This is a genomic window from Cellulophaga baltica 18 (assembly GCF_000468615.2).
GTDB lineage: Bacteria > Bacteroidota > Bacteroidia > Flavobacteriales > Flavobacteriaceae > Cellulophaga > Cellulophaga baltica.
In genome coordinates, this window is sequence record NZ_CP009976.1 from 1,247,041 (window position 1) to 1,265,153 (window position 18,113).

An 18,113-nucleotide genomic window follows, 5' to 3' on the forward strand; every position below is an offset into this window, starting at 1 on the left:
TATTATTTATAGTGGTTTTTTGGAGGTTTATTTTTGAATTTTACGAAAATATTGAACTGAAAGTTTTGTCAATCTTGAAAATATTTTTTGTGCCCAATATTAATTTATTGAAGCCTTAGAGAGATTTTAAAAATAGTTTACTACCTATCATTTTTTTGTTTCATAATTTCCAAGGTAGTTTTATACAGATCGGTTTTCATAATTTTTGATTTTAACCACGCATAAAAACTTAATACAAACAAATCCTCTTTTTCTTCCCGCGAGGTCAGTAATGATTTTTTCACTTTCAACATAAATTCATTTTGATTGATCGTTTCTTTATGATAAAAATAATGGGTTGCTAAACTCAAGAATTCTAAAACTCTTTGTTCCTTGTTTTCCTTTAACCGTTTGCTATATTTTTTACGGAAACTTTTTATTCTAGATTCCACCAAATCCAAATGCTCCATTTCCATATAAAGCATTATTTCTGTTAGGTTCTTTTTCACCACCCAAATTTCTCCCCCTTTCTCTGCGTACCAAGTATCGCTATGCCGCGATTCTTTGAAAATTTGTAGCGCCTCTTTACATCTATTTTGCTGAAATAAGAGAACTACAGCTGTTAGTTTTAAATCCATGACATAAGCAATCTGCTGTTTGTGTTTTTCAAAATCAAATTGTTCTAAACACCTTAAGGCTTTTTCATACTTACCAGAGTAGTTTAAGTTTAAGACCAGCAACAAAGTGTATTGAGGTGTGAAACGTTGGTAGTAGCAATTGTTTTGTTTTTTCATTTCTGTCTCCATCCGCTCCAAGTACTTCCTGGACTGCTCAAAGTCTTTATTTCTGAAGTGTGAATTGGCGATGTAATACAATATTTGTATGTGATAGAATAAATGTTTTTCAGAAAGATTTTGTTTGTGTTCTATTTCTTTATTTACTTTTTCTATAAAAGGAAGTAGGGTGTAAAAATCACGGGTAATATGAGCTGCCTCGTTATTAATCGCTACAATTTTATATAAAGACCGATAGCTTAATCCATTTTCAATAGAAATATCAAAATCAGATAAGGTCTTGGCTACAGTTTGGGTAACATTTTTACTTTTTGTGATTAATTCGTTTTTAATGGTTGCGTAGAAAAGGTTTAAGTTTTCTTCTTGTTGAAATAAGAGCTTGTTGGTCTTGAACTGTGTGATTAGCGTTTCTAAGTCAATTTTTCTATCCAAATGCGCATATTGTATACGGGTGTAGTATATCTCGTTTAATATCCCATAGAGTTCATGCTGTTTTGCTTTTATTTCTGCCTTTTTTACGATTTTTAAAGCAACCTTATACGCTTTTTGCTCAAAGAGTATTCTACTCGCTAGCAAAAGCTTAATAATTTCCATTTCTTCAGATTGTTCTCCTTCAAAACTTTTAGTCGCTATAAAATCTATTAAACCATCAAAGAGGCGTTTGCTCAAGGCGTGGTAGGCGCCTTTAGACTTTCTACCGTAAAGGAGCACATCAATATGTTCAACATTAGGGTTCGTTGCTAGTATTTTGAATAAAGCCACGTTTTTAGTATCGTGTCTTTTATTCCTTTGGTGTAGCCGGGTAACAAAAGCTTTTTGCTCTTCGGTGGTTAATGTTGCTATTAATCCAGTAGTTACATTCATTATATCGTAAGGTATAAGTACTATAAATATAATGAATACAATAGTTTTTATCATATTTATGAGATTTATATCATAAGTTTTATTGTAAAGTAGACTTTTGAAAATAGGGTAGGCTCCCCATCTTTGTACCGTTGAAACAAACTAAATCAACAAAATAATTAATCATCAAAAATCAATTAGTATGAATTACAATTTTAGTAACGATACCGGAGAAGAAAAGAACAAGAAAAAAATTCAGAAAGAATTTGATAACAAACCAACCCCTGCGTTTATAGGCGCTTCTTGGGTGGCACTAGTAGCAGGTATGCTTGCTTTCTGTGTAGGGTTGTCCAATGCAGCAATGCTATTGAATGAAAAAGGGTATTATTTAACCATTTTATTGTTCGGATTGTTTTCTGCAGTATCCGTACAAAAAAATGTTCGAGACCGATTAGAAGGTACAGAGGTAACAGATATGTACTATGGAATAAGCTGGTTTGCTGCGTTAGCATCTATAACCTTACTGGTTATTGGTTTATGGAATGCCGATTTAGAATTGAGTGAAAAAGGATTTTACGGAATGTCATTCACCTTAAGCTTATTTGCAGCTATTGCAGTACAAAAAAACACACGTGATAAGAAGTTTATAGAAAGTACAGAAGAGGTATAATTTCAAAAGAAGGAAGTACTCATAAGGTGCTTCCTTTTTTTGATGATTAGAAAAGGCAACTGCAGGCATGTAGTTGCCTTTTTTGTTTTTTAAGGTTGATTATTTAAGGTTGAATTTTACTATTTTTAGGGAGTGTGTATTGTATTGGTTTTTTTTTAAGAATGTAAATGTCCGCGTAAAATTATAACCAAGCGTAAAACATCCCAGCCTATCGACAGTCCCCTCAAGGGGACAATGGTTAGCGCAGGTATTCCCCTCAATAGCGCGAGCGTCACGTTCGTGCCCAGCAACAATAAAAGCTGTAGAAGACATATTAATACACAGTACAGATTTGAATAAAAAAGTAGATAACGAATTTACAAAAAAAGGAAGTTTCATAAAATTGTTTAATGAGGGTGGTGCCTTAAAAACCGCTTTAAAAAAAAATTAGAATAATGAGTATTTTAAACCAGCATAAAAAAATATTTAGTCTAGTACAAGTTGAATTAGAAAAGTTAGGATTTTCTGAATTTGAGCATGACCCCGTTTTTCAATAAATACCCCGCATTGGAAGCCATTAACCAAGAAATTATTAATAAAGTGCCAGAGGAGGATTATTTTGAATGGTTTCCTAGAGAGTTGAATTTTAAAGTATTAATAATTATGAAGTTATGTAACAATCTAAAATATGATGCATTAAAAAATTGGGCACTTAATGCTTATAAAAAAGGAGTAGATATAGATTATGAACGGTACAAAAACGACTTTATAAATTTAAATACGTTACTTGACTTATTGGATAATGGTACATATTTGAAAATAATAGAAAAAGACAACATGGCTTAAGTTCGTTTTTAGTTGCTCCTCGCTAGCGCGAGCGTCACGCTGGTGCCAGCAGCAGTAAGTTGGTGTAATTGAAATAAAACAATAAAATAATAATCAAGCGTAAAACACCCCGGCCTATCGGTAGTCCTCTCAAGAGAACAATGGTTAGCTCAGATATTCCCCCTTGGAAGGGGGTGCCCGCAGGGCGGGGGATGTAAAAGGATAAAAAAACTAAAAAGTTGAAAATAAGTTCAAAAAAGTAAACCTAAACCTTATTTTTAAGGAAAATAAGACGAAAATTATTATGACTATAAAACAATCAGAACAGGATAAAAACGGAGTTTTTAAGGCTGTGATAGAAGATCAGGAGGTTGGCCATTTGGAATATGCTTGGCTAGGTCCCAAAACCTTAAGTATTAATCATACCGAAGTAAATCCAGATTTTGGAGGCCAAGGTATTGGTAAAAAACTGGTACTAGCTGCTATTGATTTTGCTCGGGAAAAAAATGCTAAAATAAAACCATTATGTACCTACGCCAAAGCGGTGATAGATAAAACCCCAGAACTTCTAGTTATTCTAGCATAAAAAAAGAGGGTACAGGGATTAGAATACCAGATATTAGCGCATTAAGGCTAACTTTTTGCAAATAATCCAAAACCTTTTCTATTTTTGCGACACACTTAAAAATAAAACATGAAAAAAATTGTAATGGCTTTAGCACTATTTAGTGTTTTTGCATGCCAAGAGAGTAAAATTGGTTTTGTTGATAATCAAAAGCTAATGGAAGAGTATCAAGAAAAAATTGACGTTGAAGCTAAATTCAAAGTTAAAATAGATGCTTTAACGCAACAGAGAGATAGTATTTCTCAAATGTTTCAGATGAAATTACAAGCTTTTCAGGCTAAAGCACAAAAAATGCCGCAAAAACAGGCACAAGAAGAGTACGGTCAATTACAACAAGAAGGTCAGTTTATGGGCCAGCAATTGCAAAAGCAAGAACAAGAATTACAAGTACAAAGCCAAACAGAAATGGATAGTATTGTAAGTAAAGTAAAAAGAGAAGTTAAGGCTTACGGTAAAGATAACGGATATACGTTTATCTTAGGTGGTGGAGACGGTGGTAGTGTTCTTTACGGAGCAGAAGCACAAGAAGTTACTGCGCCAATCGTAAAAGCGTTAAACGATAAGTACAAGAACTAAAACTTAGTACGTACATATAAAAAAAGCCTCAACATATGTTGAGGCTTTTTTTATTGCAGTAAAAACAACAAAAACATAGCGGGAATAAAATAGACCGCGATAGTTTTTGCGCCTTCGTAATCCTTAGCCATCCGCTGCCCAAACAATAGCATCAAAAGTGATATACAAGAAAACAGTGCGCCGTAAAAGGCTAAACCTGTTTTGTTTTCTACCAACAGTTGGTAAATACCTCCAATACATAAGAAGGCTGCAATCATCTCTGTGATTAATACAATACTTAAGAGTAGGGGAACACTATTTTTTAAAGGCGATTTTGAAAAATGTTCTTTTAGCCAACCTAGGTTTCCCTTCCAATCTAAGATTTTATCAACGCCGCTCTGCAGAAACGTGATGATTAGAAAAATTAGTAAAATTATTTCTGTGGCATTATTCATAAATGGTTTCATCATAAAGTTGGTTTTAGGCTACGCCTGCTTTTTTATGTAATAAACGAGTTAATCGGATAGATAAGTCGGTGAAAATAATTTTAGCATTTCCATTCCGTTCAATATGATAAATGGCGCGCTCTAATTCTTCCGTGATTTCAATAATGTTATTTTCGTGAATAAAGGGGGCAAACTTATTAATATCAAAACCATCTACATGGATACGCATATAAGCCAATTCTTTTGCATTAAAATTAATTAGCATGGCTTGACGCATAATAGCAATACAGTACAAAATAAATTTTTTCTGAGTTTCTCTTCCTGTTTTTGCTAATTCTGCACTCCAAGAAATAAGATCATGAATAGCTGCTTTATTTCCCTTGGCTTTAAACGCACTTCGTACCCATTGAACAAACCATTTTTCAAAAACTAAATCTTCAGAATCATTATTCATTAGATCTAGCGCCTTGTTGTAATTACCGTTAGCTTCATTAGCCAAACGTAAAGCCTGTTCTTGTGCAATACCAAGATCTATAAGGCCATTAGCAATAGCGTCTTCAGAAAGTGGCGGAAAATGTAGCACTTGGCAACGAGACCTTATGGTTTGTATAATCTGCTCTTCATCTTCTGCAATTAATATAAACACCGTTTTTTCTGGGGGCTCTTCTATAAGTTTTAAAAGCTTATTGGAGGCGGAAATGTTCAGCTTATCGGCCATCCAAATAATGCATATTTTATACCCTCCTTCATAGGATTTTAAAGAGAGTTTTTTTACAATTTCTTGTGCTTCATCAACACCAATTTGTCCTTGCTTTTTCTCAATATCAATGAGCCGGTACCAATCAAATAAATTGCCATAGGGCTGCTCCTTTACAAAAAGCCTAAAATCTTGAATATAATTATCACTTACTGCATGACTTTTTACTTTATCGGAATTGGCCACAGGAAAAGCAAAATGTAAATCTGGATGTGTAAGGGTATTACATTTAATGTGGCAGGCTTGTTTTTCTTGGTCTGTTGCTTTTTCAGAAGTTTCACAAAGAACATGTTGCGCATAGGCAATGGCCATAGGTAAAGTACCACAGCCTTCTGGTCCAATAAATAGCTGTGCATGCGGAATTCTTCCTGCTTTTGCGCTAGATACCAAATGGTTTTTTATGTGTGATAGGCCTAAAATAGAATCAAATAACATGCGTCAAATATAAGGTATTTTGGCACAATCAATTCTAAATTATATGCTATGCTAATGCTTTAAAACTGAATTACATCGTTCTAGTAAAATTTATAAATTTCATAATGTATTTACGAAATCTTAGGTAATTTGTTAAATCAACGATAATTACGGCAATAGGATACTGCATGGAGCACATAAATTTTTACATTTGTTGCTATTCAAACAACGAATTAACATGAAGACTGTAGATAATTTTAATTTCAAAGGAAAAAAAGCATTAGTAAGGGTAGATTTTAATGTACCATTTGATGGGGATTTAAAGGTAACCGATACCAGTAGAATTGAAGCTGCAAAACCAACTATTATAAAAATATTAGAAGATGGTGGTAGCGCAATTCTTATGAGCCATTTAGGAAGGCCAAAAGGGAAGGTTAATCCTGATATGTCATTAAAACATATTTGTGATGAAGTTTCTAAGATAGTAGGTGTTAGTGTAAAGTTTGTTGAAGATTGTGTTGGCGAAAAGGCAGAAGCTGCTGCTGCTAATTTAAAAAGTGGGGAAGTGCTTTTATTAGAAAACCTTCGTTTTCATGCGGAAGAAGAAAAAGGAGATAAAGCATTTGCAGAACAATTGTCTAAATTAGGAGATGTGTATGTAAATGATGCTTTTGGTACTGCGCATAGAGCACACGCTTCTACAACTGTTGTTGCTCAGTTTTTTCCTGAAAATAGATGTTTTGGTTATTTGTTAGCAAAAGAAATTGAAGCTATTGATAAAGTAATGGCAACTGGCGAAAAACCAGTTTGTGCTATTTTAGGAGGTTCTAAAGTATCTTCTAAAATTACCATTATTGAAAATATTTTAGACAAAGTAGATCATTTAATCATCGGTGGTGGTATGACGTATACGTTCATAAAAGCACAAGGTGGAAAAGTAGGAGATTCTATTTGTGAGGATGATAAACAAGAATTAGCATTAGAAATTTTAAAGAAAGCTAAAGAAAAAGGAGTAGAGGTTCATATTCCTGTTGATGTTTTAGCCGCAGATGATTTTAACAATGATGCCAATACAAAAGTAGTTCCTGTAACAGAAATCCCTGAGGGCTGGCAAGGTTTAGATGCCGGACCAAAAACTTTAGAAAACTTCAAAGAAGTAATTTTAAAATCTAAAACTATTTTATGGAATGGTCCTATTGGTGTTTTTGAAATGCCAACATTTGCAAAAGGAACTATTGCTATAGGTAACTATATCGCTGAAGCTACAGAAAATGGTGCATTCTCTCTTGTAGGAGGCGGAGATTCTGTTGCTGCGGTGAAACAATTTGGCTTTGAAGACAAAGTTAGTTATGTGTCTACCGGTGGTGGTGCCATGTTAGAAAGTTTAGAGGGTAAAACATTACCAGGTATAGCTGCAATACTATAATATTTAACATTTTATCGTTAAACAGACCTTTGTTAGAAAGGTTAAATTAGGAGTAAAAAATTTTATTTTTGTAAAAAAAAGACGATTTTCGTCCATTGCTTTCTAATAAAGGTCTTTTTATGATGTATAAACACAGTAAAATACTAACTCTTTTTTCTGTAGCGGTGTGCAGTACAGCTATGTATGCGCAAACTACACCAAAGGAGAATACTATCAGAATTATTGAAGCTAAAGATATTCCTTTAGACACTACAGTAAAAGTTCTGAAAAACACCCAAAACAATGTCATTCAAGTAGCTCCGAATGGCACTATAGAACATCCTAACTTTATTGTAAAAAAGGATGAAAAATACAATCTACTAGATAATCTGGAATCGGCTAAATACGACAGTCTTTGGCTTAAGGAAATGGCAGATAATGCTTCTCTTTTTGATGAAATGTATGAAGAGGTTTCAACTCTGGAAGTAGATGAGAACTTTTTAGCTTCTGTAGATACAGAAACGCTTAAGCTTCGTTTAGAAAAACTTAATCAGAAAACGCCTTTTAATGTTGAGTACAACCCTTCGTTAGAGAGTGTAATTCAATCATTCTTAAAAAGAAAAAGAGGCTTAATGGAGCGTATGCTTACTCTGAGTCAGTTTTACTTTCCAATGTTTGAACAAGAATTAGCCAGTTATAATATTCCATTAGAATTAAAATATTTAGCTATTGTAGAATCAGCATTAAACCCTAGAGCAAGATCTAGAGTTGGTGCTACAGGACTATGGCAATTTATGTATCCTACGGGTAAAATGTATGATCTTGATGTAAGTAGTTACGTTGATGATCGTAGTGACCCTATAAAAGCCACTAAAGCGGCTTGTGCTTACTTATTAAAATTACATGATATTTATGACGACTGGGATCTTGCCTTAGCGGCTTATAATTCAGGACCAGGAAATGTAAATAAAGCCATAAGAAGGTCTGGTGGGCTTACGAACTATTGGAACATTAGAAATAATTTGCCTCGTGAAACTGCAGGTTATGTACCGGCCTTTCTAGCTACTATGTATTTGTTTGAATATGCTGATGAGCATGGACTGAAGCCTAAAAACGCGGAACGTCCATATTTTGAAACAGACACGATTCATGTAAAACGATTAATTACATTCCAGCAAATTTCAGAACTCGTAGACGTTTCTATGGAGGAGCTAGAAGTTCTAAATCCTTCTTATAAACTAAATATTATTCCCTACATAGATGGGGAAGATTATGCACTTCGTTTGCCTATTGCAGCTATTGGTAAGTTTGTAGCTAATGAAGATGCTATTTATGCTCATGTAGAAGAGCAGTTAAAAGTTGAAGAAAAAGTATTACCACAGTTAGTAGAAACAAAAAACCAGGTGCGGTATAAGGTGCGTAGTGGAGATTTTCTTGGTAAGATTGCAGAGCGCCATGGTGTTCGGGTAAGTGATATCAAAAGATGGAACAATCTTAGAAGTAATAATTTAAAAATTGGTCAACGTCTTACTATTCATTCTAAAAAACCTGTTAGTGTAGCAAGTAGAAGTACTAAGACTACCACAAAAAGCGCTATTTCGGCAAGTACAAAAATACATACGGTACGCTCAGGCGATTCACTTTGGACAATCTCTAAAAAATATCCGGGTATTTCTGTCGATAATTTAAAGAAGTGGAATGGAATTAGTGGAAACAATTTAAAATTAGGCACGAAACTTGTGCTGTGTGATTGTCAACCCTAACGATTAACATTTCTATGAAAAAAATAGCAAGTATTTTAGTCATTTCCTTACTCTTATTGTCTTGCAAAGATGATAAAAGTGTTAAGTATGTTCCAGAATCTATTGGAGCCATAAATTCACTTTCTGTAGTTATAGATAATGAGTTATGGCAAGGTGAAGTAGGTGATAAGGTACGAGAGTACTTTGCGGCACCGGTTGTAGGTCTTACATTAGAAGAACCTCTTTTTACCATAAACTACATGCCTCCATCCGTTTTTACAGGGAGTATACAGCATTCAAGATCTGTACTGTATGTTACTAGAGACAGTACCAATAAAACATTAATTAAAACAGATGTGTATGCGAAGCCTCAAAAGGTTGCGGTTATATCTGGTAAAAATGTTCAGGACATTAAAAAAGAGATTGATGCTAATGCAGGTAAAATTATTGAAGCCTTTAGAGGTTTAGAAATTACTGAGGCACAAAAACGGTTTAGAAGGTCTCTTAATAGAGAAGGAGTATTGAAAGAAACCTTTAATGTGAATCTAGAGATTCCATCGGCTTATAAAGTAGGGAGACAAGAAGATAATTTTGTTTGGTATGATCGTCAAGTTCCTAAGGGAACTATGAACGTTATTATGTATGCTATGCCAGAAGATTATTTTAAAAACGATTCTACTCTGGTACGAGATATTCTTAGAATGCGAGATTCTATTGGGAGTGTTTATATTCCAGGAGAAGATATTCCAGGCAAAAAGAACCACATGGTTACCGAAAAGATATTTGCGCCACATGTGTATCCTGCAGAGATTGCGGGTAAAAAAGCGGTAGAAGTAAGAGGTCTTTGGGAAATGAGTGATTATCCTATGGGTGGCCCTTACTTAATGTATATCATAAACGATAAGGAGAACAACAGGAAGTTGATAATAGAAGGCTTTACTTTTGCTCCTGCCTCTAGAAAAAGAGATAATATGTTTGAGTTAGAAGCTATTCTAAAAACCATTACCTTCCTCAAATCATAAACTTTTTTAGTTTCAACCAATAAAAAACCCCTATTGCTTTCGCAATAGGGGTTAATTTTTGTCGAAATTTTAATTATTGAAACGCAAAACCGGTAGACGCTCTAAATATGAACGCAAAAATTGCTACACCGATTAATGCAAAACAAAACCATGCATACATCTGCAAATAGTTTTTGATTAGGAAATTCCCCAAATTCCTAAAAGCTTCAAAATAAATTTCTTTAACGAGTAAAATATTCCTCATAATCCCCAAATTATAAATTAACAATACCGCAATATTGTATAATTCAGTACTTTAATAAATTATAATGGCTGAAATGGGTATAAATCAGGTGTAGAGATTTCTGAGATTGCGTTCTATCTTTAAAGTGCAATTTTAATCGTTTAAGTGGCTGATAGCTAGATTTTGGTGTTTTTAAACGGGAGCTTATTATTCTCTATGAGTTATAATTATATACCATACAATAAGGGTGTAATAGCGCCTTTTTGCGAAATCATTTCTAAGTATAGGGTATATTGTGTAGTAAAAGGCGTTAAAGTTCTCTAATGGGCTTTAAATTGCTTATATAAGGTATTTATGCCTAAAGTTTAGTGCAAAAAAAAGAGCAACTGTTGAGTTGCTCTTTTTCTAATTTTGATTAACAATTTATACCATAAATAGTTTTTTAACTAGTACGATAATTCCGCTAATAAAATTGTTTCTGTAAACTTGAATTTCTTCTTGTTGAGATGAATGACTGATCTGTGCTTCCATAGTGCTAATAAGGTTGTTAAATTTATAAACTTGGGGTTTATAGTTGTTGTTCCGTAAATCTAATAAAAAACATTAGAATTTTAAATATAATTGTTGTGAAATTCTAAAAAAACGTTGGCAATCGTTGCTTTTTCAATGAAAGCGTGTGTTAAAGGCTCATCTCAGGAACATCACCTTCAATAATTAGGGTGCCTTCTGTTGCTGCAATAATTTCATTCACACTAACCCCTGGAGCGCGTTCTAAAAGTTTAAAACCCTTTTCAGTAACTTCTAATACGGCAAGGTTGGTTACAATTTTCTTTACACATCCTACACCAGTCAGTGGTAAACTGCATTGCTTTAATAATTTAGACTCCCCAGCTCTATTGGTATGCATCATGGCTACAATAATATTTTCTGCAGAGGCAACAAGGTCCATAGCGCCTCCCATTCCTTTGACCATTTTACCCGGAATCTTCCAATTGGCAATATCGCCCTCTTCAGAGACCTCCATAGCGCCCAAAATGGTTAAGTCTACATGTTTACCTCTAATCATACCAAAACTCGTAGCAGAGTCAAAGAAAGACGCTCCTGGCAGTGTTGTAATGGTTTGCTTACCGGCATTTATAATATCTGCATCTTCCTCGCCATCCATAGGAAAAGGTCCCATACCTAAAACACCATTCTCACTCTGGAATTCTACACTTATATCTTCGCGAACATAATTAGCCACTAACGTAGGAATTCCTATTCCTAAGTTTACATAATATCCGTCTTTTACTTCTTTTGCGATACGTTTCGCTATCCCTGTTTTGTCTAACATTTTTTTAATTTGAAAATTTGAAAACGAATTAATTTTTTGTTCTTACGGTACGTTGTTCAATCCTTTTTTCATAATCTTTTCCTTGAAAAATACGCTGAACAAAAATTCCAGGCACATGTATTTCGTTAGGGTTTAATGCTCCTGCAGGAACAAGCTCTTCAACTTCTGCAACCGTAATTTTTGCAGCACCGCACATGACAGGGTTAAAATTACGGGCAGTTCCTTTAAAAATTAAATTCCCTGCTTCGTCCCCTTTCCAAGCTTTTACAAAAGAAAAATCGGCTTTATAGGCTTCTTCCAAAACATACATCTTCCCATTAAATTCTCGGGTCTCTTTTCCTTCAGCCACTTCAGTACCATAACCTGCAGGAGTATAAAATGCAGGAAATCCAGATTGAGCTGCTCTACATTTCTCGGCTAGTGTTCCTTGTGGGGTTAATTCTACATCTAGTTCGCCACTCAGCATTTGCCTTTCAAATTCATCATTTTCACCTACGTAAGAGGAGATCATTTTTTTTACTTGATGCTTTTGCAATAATAAACCTAAGCCAAAATCATCTACTCCAGCATTATTAGAAATGCAGGTAATATCTTTTACTTCTAAAGACACCAATTCCGCAATAGCATTCTCCGGTATTCCACACAAGCCAAAGCCGCCAAGCATAAAAGTCATTTTATCTTGTACACCTTCTAAAGCTTCATGAACATTAGAAACAGTTTTCTTAATCATTTTAATATAAATTGAGTTGCCTCTAAATTACTATTTTTTAAATGAAAAATGCCCTTAACTTTTTAGTAAAAGCTAAGGGCATTTTGAAATTGATTCTCTGAGATTAGAAATCTAAATCATCTAAATCATCTTCTTCAGGACTGGTACTATCCTTTTTATCGTCCTGAAATTTTGAACAATCTAATTCGATACTCATACCAGACGGCTTTTTGAAATTTCCATCTGAAATATCTAATTCTTTATTAGCATAATTTTTAACCATATATAGCCCCCAAATAGGTAAGGCCATTGAAGCTCCTTGACCATAAGCTGTTCTATTAAAGTGGGTAGCTCTTTCTTCACCGCCAACCCAAACGCCAGTAACTAAGTTAGGTACCATACCCATAAACCAACCATCACTATTTTTTTGTGTGGTTCCTGTTTTACCAGCAATAGGATTAGTTAAGTTATAAGGATATCCTGTAACTACTTCTTTGTAAACGGCATTATTTTTTGCGTAGCTGTGTCTTAATCTTCCTCCAGAACCAGATTGTACTACACCTTGCATTAAATCTACCATAGCGTAAGCAACATCTTTACTCATTACATCTCTAGTTTCAGGTACATATTCATAAAGAACCGTTCCGTTTTTATCTTCAATTCTGGTAACAAGAACTGGTTTTACATAGACACCTTCATTGGCAAAGGTTCCAAAAGCGCCCACCATTTCGTACACATTTACATCTGCAGTACCTAGAGCGATAGAAGGAACTTCAGGAATATCTCTTGAGATCCCCATATTTTTAGCCATAGCCACGACGGGTTTTGGTCCTACTTTGTCCATCAATTGCGCAGTAACAGTATTTACAGATCCCGCTAAAGCCGTCTTGAGGCTCATATTTTTTAAAGTATACTTACCATCAGAGTTTTTAGGGCACCATGCTTCCTGGTTGCCATGCTTCCCAGCCTCAATACAATATTCATCATCATACAAGGTTTCGCAAGGCGAAAGACGTAATTGATCTATGGCTGCTGCATATACAAAAGGTTTGAAAGTAGACCCTGCTTGGCGTGCACCTTGAATTACATTATCATATTGAAAATGCTTATAGTTTAGACCACCAACCCATGCTTTAACATGACCTGTTTGTGGTTCCATAGACATCATAGCTGTACGTAAAAATGATTTGTAATAACGGATAGAATCTAAAGGAGTCATAATGGTATCTTTCTCGTTACCCTCACTATTCCAGTCAAAAACTACCATGGGCGTAGGTTCCTTGAAGGAGGCCCTGATTTCTTTTTCAGACTTTCCTAGCTTTTTCATCTTTCTCCAACGGTCTGAAACTTTCATACCGCGTTCCATAATGCTATTAATCTCTTTGGTGTTAATATCTAAAAAAGGAGCTGTCTTATTGCGTTCTGGCGTGTTTTGTTTGAAAAATTCTGCCTGTAAATTTTTCATATGTTCTTGAACAGCATCTTCTGCATTTTGTTGCATTCTAGAGTCAACGGTAGTATAGACTTTCAATCCGTCTAAATAAATGTTCCATTTATCTCTTTCTCCTTTTAATGCCGGTTTTGGGTTTTTAGAAATCCATTGATTTAAAAAACTCTGTAAGTGCATTCTAAAATACGTACCCAGACCATCACTGTGAGATTCTGGAGAGTAGCGTAAACCTAATGGTAGTTTCTGTAAAGAGTCTTTAACTTTTTCTGAAATGAACTCATATTTTGCCATTTGAGCCAAAACAACATCACGTCTATTTTTGGTGCCTTCTGGATTACGTTTAGGTCGTGGATTGTATAAAGAAGAGTTTTTAAACATTCCTACCAACATAGCAGATTCTGAGACATTTAAGTCTTTTGGTTCCTTCGTAAAATATATTTTTGCAGCAGAACGAATCCCATCGGCATTATTCCCAAAATCATAGATGTTAAAGTACATGGCTATGATTTCTTCTTTGGTATATTGGCGCTCTAAACGTGTAGCAATAACCCATTCTTTTATTTTTTGCGTATAACGTCCCCATCCTCGGGCAGCAGTACCAGTAAATAATTGTTTTGCTAATTGTTGAGAAATAGTACTCGCGCCCCCTTTAGAACCTAAATAGGCAAAAGCACGGAGTGTCCCGCGGGCATCTACACCAGAATGCTCAAAATAACGAGCATCTTCTGTAGCGACTAAAGCATCAACCAAGTTTTTTGGTAATTCTTCAAAAGGTATCGGCGTACGGTTATCATCTAAGTAGTACTTTCCTAAGGTTTCTCCATCAGAAGAAATAATTTCTGTCGCTAAATTGGTTTGCGGATTTTCTAACCTTTCAAAAGTTGGTAATTCTCCGAACCAGTCCCACGATGCTGCTAGGAAAATTAAAACTACACTTAATAATCCTGTTAAAAATAGTATCCAGAACCACTTAATGAATTTGAAAAAATTGTTTTTTTGTTTTTTTTTGGGAGCCCTTGCCATTCCTTAATTATTGGTGTTTTTCAATTTTATAACCGACATCTGTAATGCCTTCTAAATCTACGATTCCTTCTACTCGTCCATTCTTACGCATGGCATGAGCAATTTTTAAATTATATACGCCCTTGACGGGTAAAACGATATTTTCTTTATACCAAAGCTTACTTTCTTTAATACTTCCAGATCCTTTACCTAACCACTGCCCATCAGGGAGAGTCATCTCATATTCTAAGGTGTCTTTTACAGATGCACCATTAGGATATTCTAACTCTGCAATTAAAAAGATATTGCTATAGGCATATTTTTCATCATTTCTAAGATTGATGAAAATATCATAATGTTGTGTTGAATCTAGTTCTGTGATCTGAAATTCTTTGATATCATCTTTATCCCAATTCCCATTGGGTGTTGACTTATACTCAGAGCTTACGGTAGTAGTATCACAGGATGCCAGGAGTACGAGAGATAAAAAACAAAACAAATACTTAGCCATTGTCGGTAGGTCTTTTTTTATTATTAGTTCTTCGCTTGTTATTTTTCTTTGGTCCTGTAGCCTCCTTACTAGGTGAATTCTGATTTTTCTGTTCACTTGGTTTACCTTCAGCGTTTGCAGGCTTTGGTGGTCTAGGTTTTCTTGGTTTATTCCTATTTGGTTTAGGCTTTTGATTAGGATTCTGATTGTTTGCAGGCTTATTTTGCTTTCTTTCTGGCGTTGCAGTTTTAGTTGCATTCGCATTCGGTTGCTGTTTTCTTGCCGGACTACGTTTTTTGTTTCTGTTGTTTTTGGGCTGCTTTGGTTTGTCAAAACGGGTTAAACTATCTTGACCCACTACATTTTCAAAAACTTTCTCTTGTTCTTTTTCTTCAGACTCCTCAATAGCATACTCCTCAAGACTAGTAACTTTCTCATTACGCTTGTTCTTCTCGAGCATTTCATTTACATGCTCTTTTGATAGTGCATGCCAATTAGCCCAATCATCTTTGTAACAGAACCAAAGAGTAGCCTTGAAAATATCTACTTTTTGACATAAAGCCACACCTTTCTCTGTGATGATTTTGGTGTCTGATGCAGGGAAATCTTTTAAAGCGTCTAAATAAACATCTAATTCGTAATTTAAACAACATTTAAGTTTTCCGCACTGACCTGCTAATTTTTGCGGATTTAGAGATAGTTGCTGGTACCGTGCTGCTGAGGTACTTACAGATCTGAAATCTGTAAGCCATGTAGAGCAACAAAGTTCACGACCACAAGAGCCAATACCTCCTAAGCGTTGAGCTTCTTGGCGGTATCCAATTTGGCGCATCTCTATTCGAATACCAAATGCCTTGGCCATATCTTTTATCAACTGACGAAAATCTACGCGCTCCTCTGCTGTATAATAAAAAGTTGCTTTAGACCCATCTCCTTGAAACTCAACATCAGAAAGTTTCATTTGCAGATTTAAAGCAATAGCTAATTCTCGAGAACGCTTCTGAATTTCTGCTTCGCGATCTCTACATTTTTGCCAAATATCAATATCTTTTTGAGAGGCTTTTCGGTATAATTTTGGTAATTCTTGATTGGTGTGGTCTTCATTTTTCTTTTTCATTTGAACTTTTACAAGTTCTCCTGTCAAAGTAACCATACCAATATCATGGCCAGATTGTGCTTGAGTAGCTACAACATCACCAATTGAAAGAGATAAATTTTCTGAATTTCTAAAAAATTCTTTTCTGCTATTTTTAAATCGGACCTCGACACAATCAAATGGTTTTTCTCCATTTGGAAGTGACATATTTGAGAGCCAATCAAAAACTGTAAGTTTATTACAACCATCAGTTCCGCAAGTTCCATTATTCTTACAGCCTTTTGGTTGTCCGTCTTTACCAGTTGAACAACTGCTACAACCCATATTTTTTATATTGATTTCTTGAAAACCAGTAGTCTGCAAGAAAAAAGGTTCATACTAAAATTTAATAACCGTAAAGATAGTGATTTTTCGATGTGACGAAAATTTTAAAAAAGGAGAGCTGTAATAAATTTTTCAGAGGCTTTGAAATTAGAATTAAAAACCTCACCATATTGATGATGAGGTTTTTATCCTATGGTACTTAGAGTACTAAAGTAATTTGTAGTCTTATTTTTTATATTTCAAAACTTCCGACCTACCCTTTTTAAATATTTTATTACTCACAGTTTTACCTTTGCGCAATGCTTTTTGCTCCTCAAAAGGCAGCGCGTGGATGTCTTTGCACGCTGTAGAACAACACTGATCCATACTGGTCGCGCATTCCTCACATTGTATAAATAATAAGTGGCAAGCTTCGTTGGCACAGTTTACATGATTGTCACATGGTTTACCACATTGGTGGCAATTTGCAATAACATCATCGGTAATACGTTCGCCTCTTCTATGGTCAAAAACAAAGTTTTTACCCATAAATTTATTCTCTAATTTTTTATCTTGAACTTGCCGCGTATATTCAATAATTCCGCCTTCTAACTGATAAACTTGTTTAAAGCCTTTATGCTTGTAATAGGCACTAGCTTTTTCGCAGCGAATTCCTCCGGTACAATACATCACTAGTTTTTTATCTTCTTTATGGTCTTTTAAATCGTTTTCAATAATATCTAAAGAATCTCTGAACGTATCTACATCTGGAGTAATGGCATTTTTAAAATGTCCAATTTCACTTTCATAATGGTTACGCATATCTACTAAAACTGTATCCGGATCTTCAATAAGCTCATTGAATTTTTCAGCATCAACATGTATCCCTTTTTGGGTTACATCAAACAAATTATCATCAAGACCATCTGCAACAATTTTATCGCGGACCTTCACTTTTAATTTTAAAAACGATTTGTTGTCTTGTTCAATAGCAATGTTAAGTCTAACATTTTCTAAAAAACTTATGCTATCTAAATGTTTTTTAAAGGCTTCAAAATTTTCTGCGGGCACTGATAATTGCGCATTTATGCCTTCAAAAGCAACATAAATTCTGCCTAAAACATCTAATTCATTCCATGTAATGAAAAGGTGATTTCTAAAAAGTTCTGGATTTTTAATATGCGCATATTGATAGAAAGAGATTGTAAGTCGTTCTTTACCAGCTTCTTCGATAAGAGCTTCTCTTTCTTTTGCGCTCAACGTATTGTACAGTTGCATGCTATACTAATTTTATGAGTTAAAGATTTATTTAAAGAATGCAAATTTAAAGGTTTTGAAAAGTTATACCAAGCAATTATGCATCAAGTTCTTGTAATTAAGATTTGCGCTTAGAGCTAAAAACTAAAATGGCCTTGAAAATTTTCAAGGCCATTACCAGATCACTGAAATAA

At 34.7% G+C, this 18,113-nt stretch carries 17 protein-coding genes; 7 read left to right on the plus strand and 10 right to left on the minus strand.

The window, feature by feature from the left end; translation table 11 throughout:
• Nucleotides 1-140: 140 nt before the first annotated feature.
• Nucleotides 141-1,691: a hypothetical protein gene (locus tag M666_RS05180; RefSeq protein WP_052206644.1), complete on the minus strand. Its 1,551-nt coding sequence runs from the start codon at nt 1,689-1,691 to the stop codon at nt 141-143.
• Between the two features lie 127 nt (nt 1,692-1,818).
• On the opposite strand from M666_RS05180, the gene yiaA reads away from it, so the two are divergent.
• The 4 genes from yiaA to M666_RS05200 all read left to right on the plus strand — a co-directional run bounded on the left by yiaA (nt 1,819) and on the right by M666_RS05200 (nt 4,291).
• Nucleotides 1,819-2,286, plus strand: coding sequence for an inner membrane protein YiaA (yiaA, locus tag M666_RS05185; protein WP_024482334.1), 468 nt, complete (start codon nt 1,819-1,821; stop codon nt 2,284-2,286).
• Nucleotides 2,287-2,802: 516 nt separating this feature from the next.
• Complete coding sequence (locus tag M666_RS05190) at nt 2,803-3,111, plus strand: hypothetical protein (RefSeq protein ID WP_029447474.1); 309 nt, start codon at nt 2,803-2,805, stop codon at nt 3,109-3,111.
• 283 nt (nt 3,112-3,394) lie between these two features.
• Nucleotides 3,395-3,676 carry a GNAT family N-acetyltransferase gene (locus M666_RS05195; RefSeq protein WP_029447473.1) on the plus strand — a complete coding sequence of 94 codons (282 nt, stop codon included), beginning with the start codon at nt 3,395-3,397 and terminating at the stop codon, nt 3,674-3,676.
• A 108-nt stretch (nt 3,677-3,784) separates the two neighbouring features.
• Nucleotides 3,785-4,291, plus strand: a complete 507-nt coding sequence (locus M666_RS05200) for an OmpH/Skp family outer membrane protein (protein WP_029447472.1) — start codon at nt 3,785-3,787, stop codon at nt 4,289-4,291.
• Between the two features lie 50 nt (nt 4,292-4,341).
• Here M666_RS05200 and M666_RS05205 read toward each other — a convergent pair whose 3' ends face one another.
• Nucleotides 4,342-4,737 carry a hypothetical protein gene (locus M666_RS05205; RefSeq protein ID WP_025616264.1) on the minus strand — a complete coding sequence of 132 codons (396 nt, stop codon included), beginning with the start codon at nt 4,735-4,737 and terminating at the stop codon, nt 4,342-4,344.
• Nucleotides 4,738-4,750: 13 nt separating this feature from the next.
• The gene (locus M666_RS05210) at nt 4,751-5,908 is read right to left on the minus strand and encodes a DNA polymerase III subunit (protein WP_025616263.1); all 1,158 of its coding nucleotides are present in this window, start codon (nt 5,906-5,908) and stop codon (nt 4,751-4,753) included.
• Nucleotides 5,909-6,125: 217 nt separating this feature from the next.
• Here M666_RS05210 and M666_RS05215 point away from each other — a divergent pair, with 217 nt between their 5' ends.
• From M666_RS05215 to M666_RS05225, 3 genes are all read left to right on the plus strand, one after another.
• A complete protein-coding gene (locus M666_RS05215) occupies nt 6,126-7,313 on the plus strand; it encodes a phosphoglycerate kinase (protein WP_029447471.1) in 1,188 nt (395 codons plus the stop codon).
• A gap of 119 nt (nt 7,314-7,432) precedes the next feature.
• Nucleotides 7,433-9,055, plus strand: a complete 1,623-nt coding sequence (locus tag M666_RS05220; RefSeq protein WP_025616261.1) for a LysM peptidoglycan-binding domain-containing protein — start codon at nt 7,433-7,435, stop codon at nt 9,053-9,055.
• Nucleotides 9,056-9,069: 14 nt separating this feature from the next.
• On the plus strand, nt 9,070-10,056 hold the full coding sequence (locus M666_RS05225) for a DUF4837 family protein (RefSeq protein ID WP_029447470.1): 987 nt from the start codon (nt 9,070-9,072) through the stop codon (nt 10,054-10,056).
• Nucleotides 10,057-10,129: 73 nt separating this feature from the next.
• On the opposite strand, the gene M666_RS20845 is transcribed toward M666_RS05225, so the two are convergent.
• The 7 genes from M666_RS20845 to trhO form a co-directional block, all read right to left on the minus strand.
• The gene (locus tag M666_RS20845) at nt 10,130-10,300 is read right to left on the minus strand and encodes a DUF6747 family protein (RefSeq protein ID WP_306413743.1); all 171 of its coding nucleotides are present in this window, start codon (nt 10,298-10,300) and stop codon (nt 10,130-10,132) included.
• Between the two features lie 658 nt (nt 10,301-10,958).
• The gene (locus tag M666_RS05230) at nt 10,959-11,612 is read right to left on the minus strand and encodes a 3-oxoacid CoA-transferase subunit B (RefSeq protein ID WP_025616259.1); all 654 of its coding nucleotides are present in this window, start codon (nt 11,610-11,612) and stop codon (nt 10,959-10,961) included.
• A gap of 28 nt (nt 11,613-11,640) precedes the next feature.
• Complete coding sequence (locus tag M666_RS05235) at nt 11,641-12,342, minus strand: CoA transferase subunit A (protein WP_029447469.1); 702 nt, start codon at nt 12,340-12,342, stop codon at nt 11,641-11,643.
• Nucleotides 12,343-12,445: 103 nt separating this feature from the next.
• Entirely contained in the window at nt 12,446-14,794 is a 2,349-nt protein-coding gene (locus M666_RS05240) for a penicillin-binding protein 1A (protein ID WP_029447468.1), read from the minus strand.
• Nucleotides 14,795-14,801: 7 nt separating this feature from the next.
• Entirely contained in the window at nt 14,802-15,284 is a 483-nt protein-coding gene (locus M666_RS05245) for a gliding motility lipoprotein GldH (RefSeq protein ID WP_029447467.1), read from the minus strand.
• Nucleotides 15,277-16,683 carry a PSP1 domain-containing protein gene (locus tag M666_RS05250; protein WP_029447466.1) on the minus strand — a complete coding sequence of 469 codons (1,407 nt, stop codon included), beginning with the start codon at nt 16,681-16,683 and terminating at the stop codon, nt 15,277-15,279. Before M666_RS05250 ends, M666_RS05245 begins: the two co-directional genes overlap by 8 nt.
• 225 nt (nt 16,684-16,908) lie before the next feature.
• The gene (gene trhO / locus M666_RS05255) at nt 16,909-17,940 is read right to left on the minus strand and encodes an oxygen-dependent tRNA uridine(34) hydroxylase TrhO (RefSeq protein WP_029447465.1); all 1,032 of its coding nucleotides are present in this window, start codon (nt 17,938-17,940) and stop codon (nt 16,909-16,911) included.
• Between the last annotated feature and the right edge of the window lie 173 nt (nt 17,941-18,113).

What these genes read in the sequence shown, in the direction of transcription:
- M666_RS05250 (WP_029447466.1), bottom strand. Translation starts at nt 16,683, where the DNA reads ATGGGTTGTAGCAGTTGTTCAACTGGTAAAGACGGACAACCAAAAGGC.
- M666_RS05205 (WP_025616264.1), bottom strand. Translation starts at nt 4,737, where the DNA reads ATGAAACCATTTATGAATAATGCCACAGAAATAATTTTACTAATTTTT.
- M666_RS20845 (WP_306413743.1), bottom strand. Translation starts at nt 10,300, where the DNA reads ATGAGGAATATTTTACTCGTTAAAGAAATTTATTTTGAAGCTTTTAGG.
- yiaA (WP_024482334.1), top strand. Translation starts at nt 1,819, where the DNA reads ATGAATTACAATTTTAGTAACGATACCGGAGAAGAAAAGAACAAGAAA.
- M666_RS05200 (WP_029447472.1), top strand. Translation starts at nt 3,785, where the DNA reads ATGAAAAAAATTGTAATGGCTTTAGCACTATTTAGTGTTTTTGCATGC.
- trhO (WP_029447465.1), bottom strand. Translation starts at nt 17,940, where the DNA reads ATGCAACTGTACAATACGTTGAGCGCAAAAGAAAGAGAAGCTCTTATC.
- M666_RS05245 (WP_029447467.1), bottom strand. Translation starts at nt 15,284, where the DNA reads ATGGCTAAGTATTTGTTTTGTTTTTTATCTCTCGTACTCCTGGCATCC.
- M666_RS05195 (WP_029447473.1), top strand. Translation starts at nt 3,395, where the DNA reads ATGACTATAAAACAATCAGAACAGGATAAAAACGGAGTTTTTAAGGCT.
- M666_RS05235 (WP_029447469.1), bottom strand. Translation starts at nt 12,342, where the DNA reads ATGATTAAGAAAACTGTTTCTAATGTTCATGAAGCTTTAGAAGGTGTA.
- M666_RS05220 (WP_025616261.1), top strand. Translation starts at nt 7,433, where the DNA reads ATGATGTATAAACACAGTAAAATACTAACTCTTTTTTCTGTAGCGGTG.
- M666_RS05240 (WP_029447468.1), bottom strand. Translation starts at nt 14,794, where the DNA reads ATGGCAAGGGCTCCCAAAAAAAAACAAAAAAACAATTTTTTCAAATTC.
- M666_RS05190 (WP_029447474.1), top strand. Translation starts at nt 2,803, where the DNA reads ATGACCCCGTTTTTCAATAAATACCCCGCATTGGAAGCCATTAACCAA.
- M666_RS05225 (WP_029447470.1), top strand. Translation starts at nt 9,070, where the DNA reads ATGAAAAAAATAGCAAGTATTTTAGTCATTTCCTTACTCTTATTGTCT.
- M666_RS05180 (WP_052206644.1), bottom strand. Translation starts at nt 1,691, where the DNA reads ATGATAAAAACTATTGTATTCATTATATTTATAGTACTTATACCTTAC.
- M666_RS05210 (WP_025616263.1), bottom strand. Translation starts at nt 5,908, where the DNA reads ATGTTATTTGATTCTATTTTAGGCCTATCACACATAAAAAACCATTTG.
- M666_RS05215 (WP_029447471.1), top strand. Translation starts at nt 6,126, where the DNA reads ATGAAGACTGTAGATAATTTTAATTTCAAAGGAAAAAAAGCATTAGTA.
- M666_RS05230 (WP_025616259.1), bottom strand. Translation starts at nt 11,612, where the DNA reads ATGTTAGACAAAACAGGGATAGCGAAACGTATCGCAAAAGAAGTAAAA.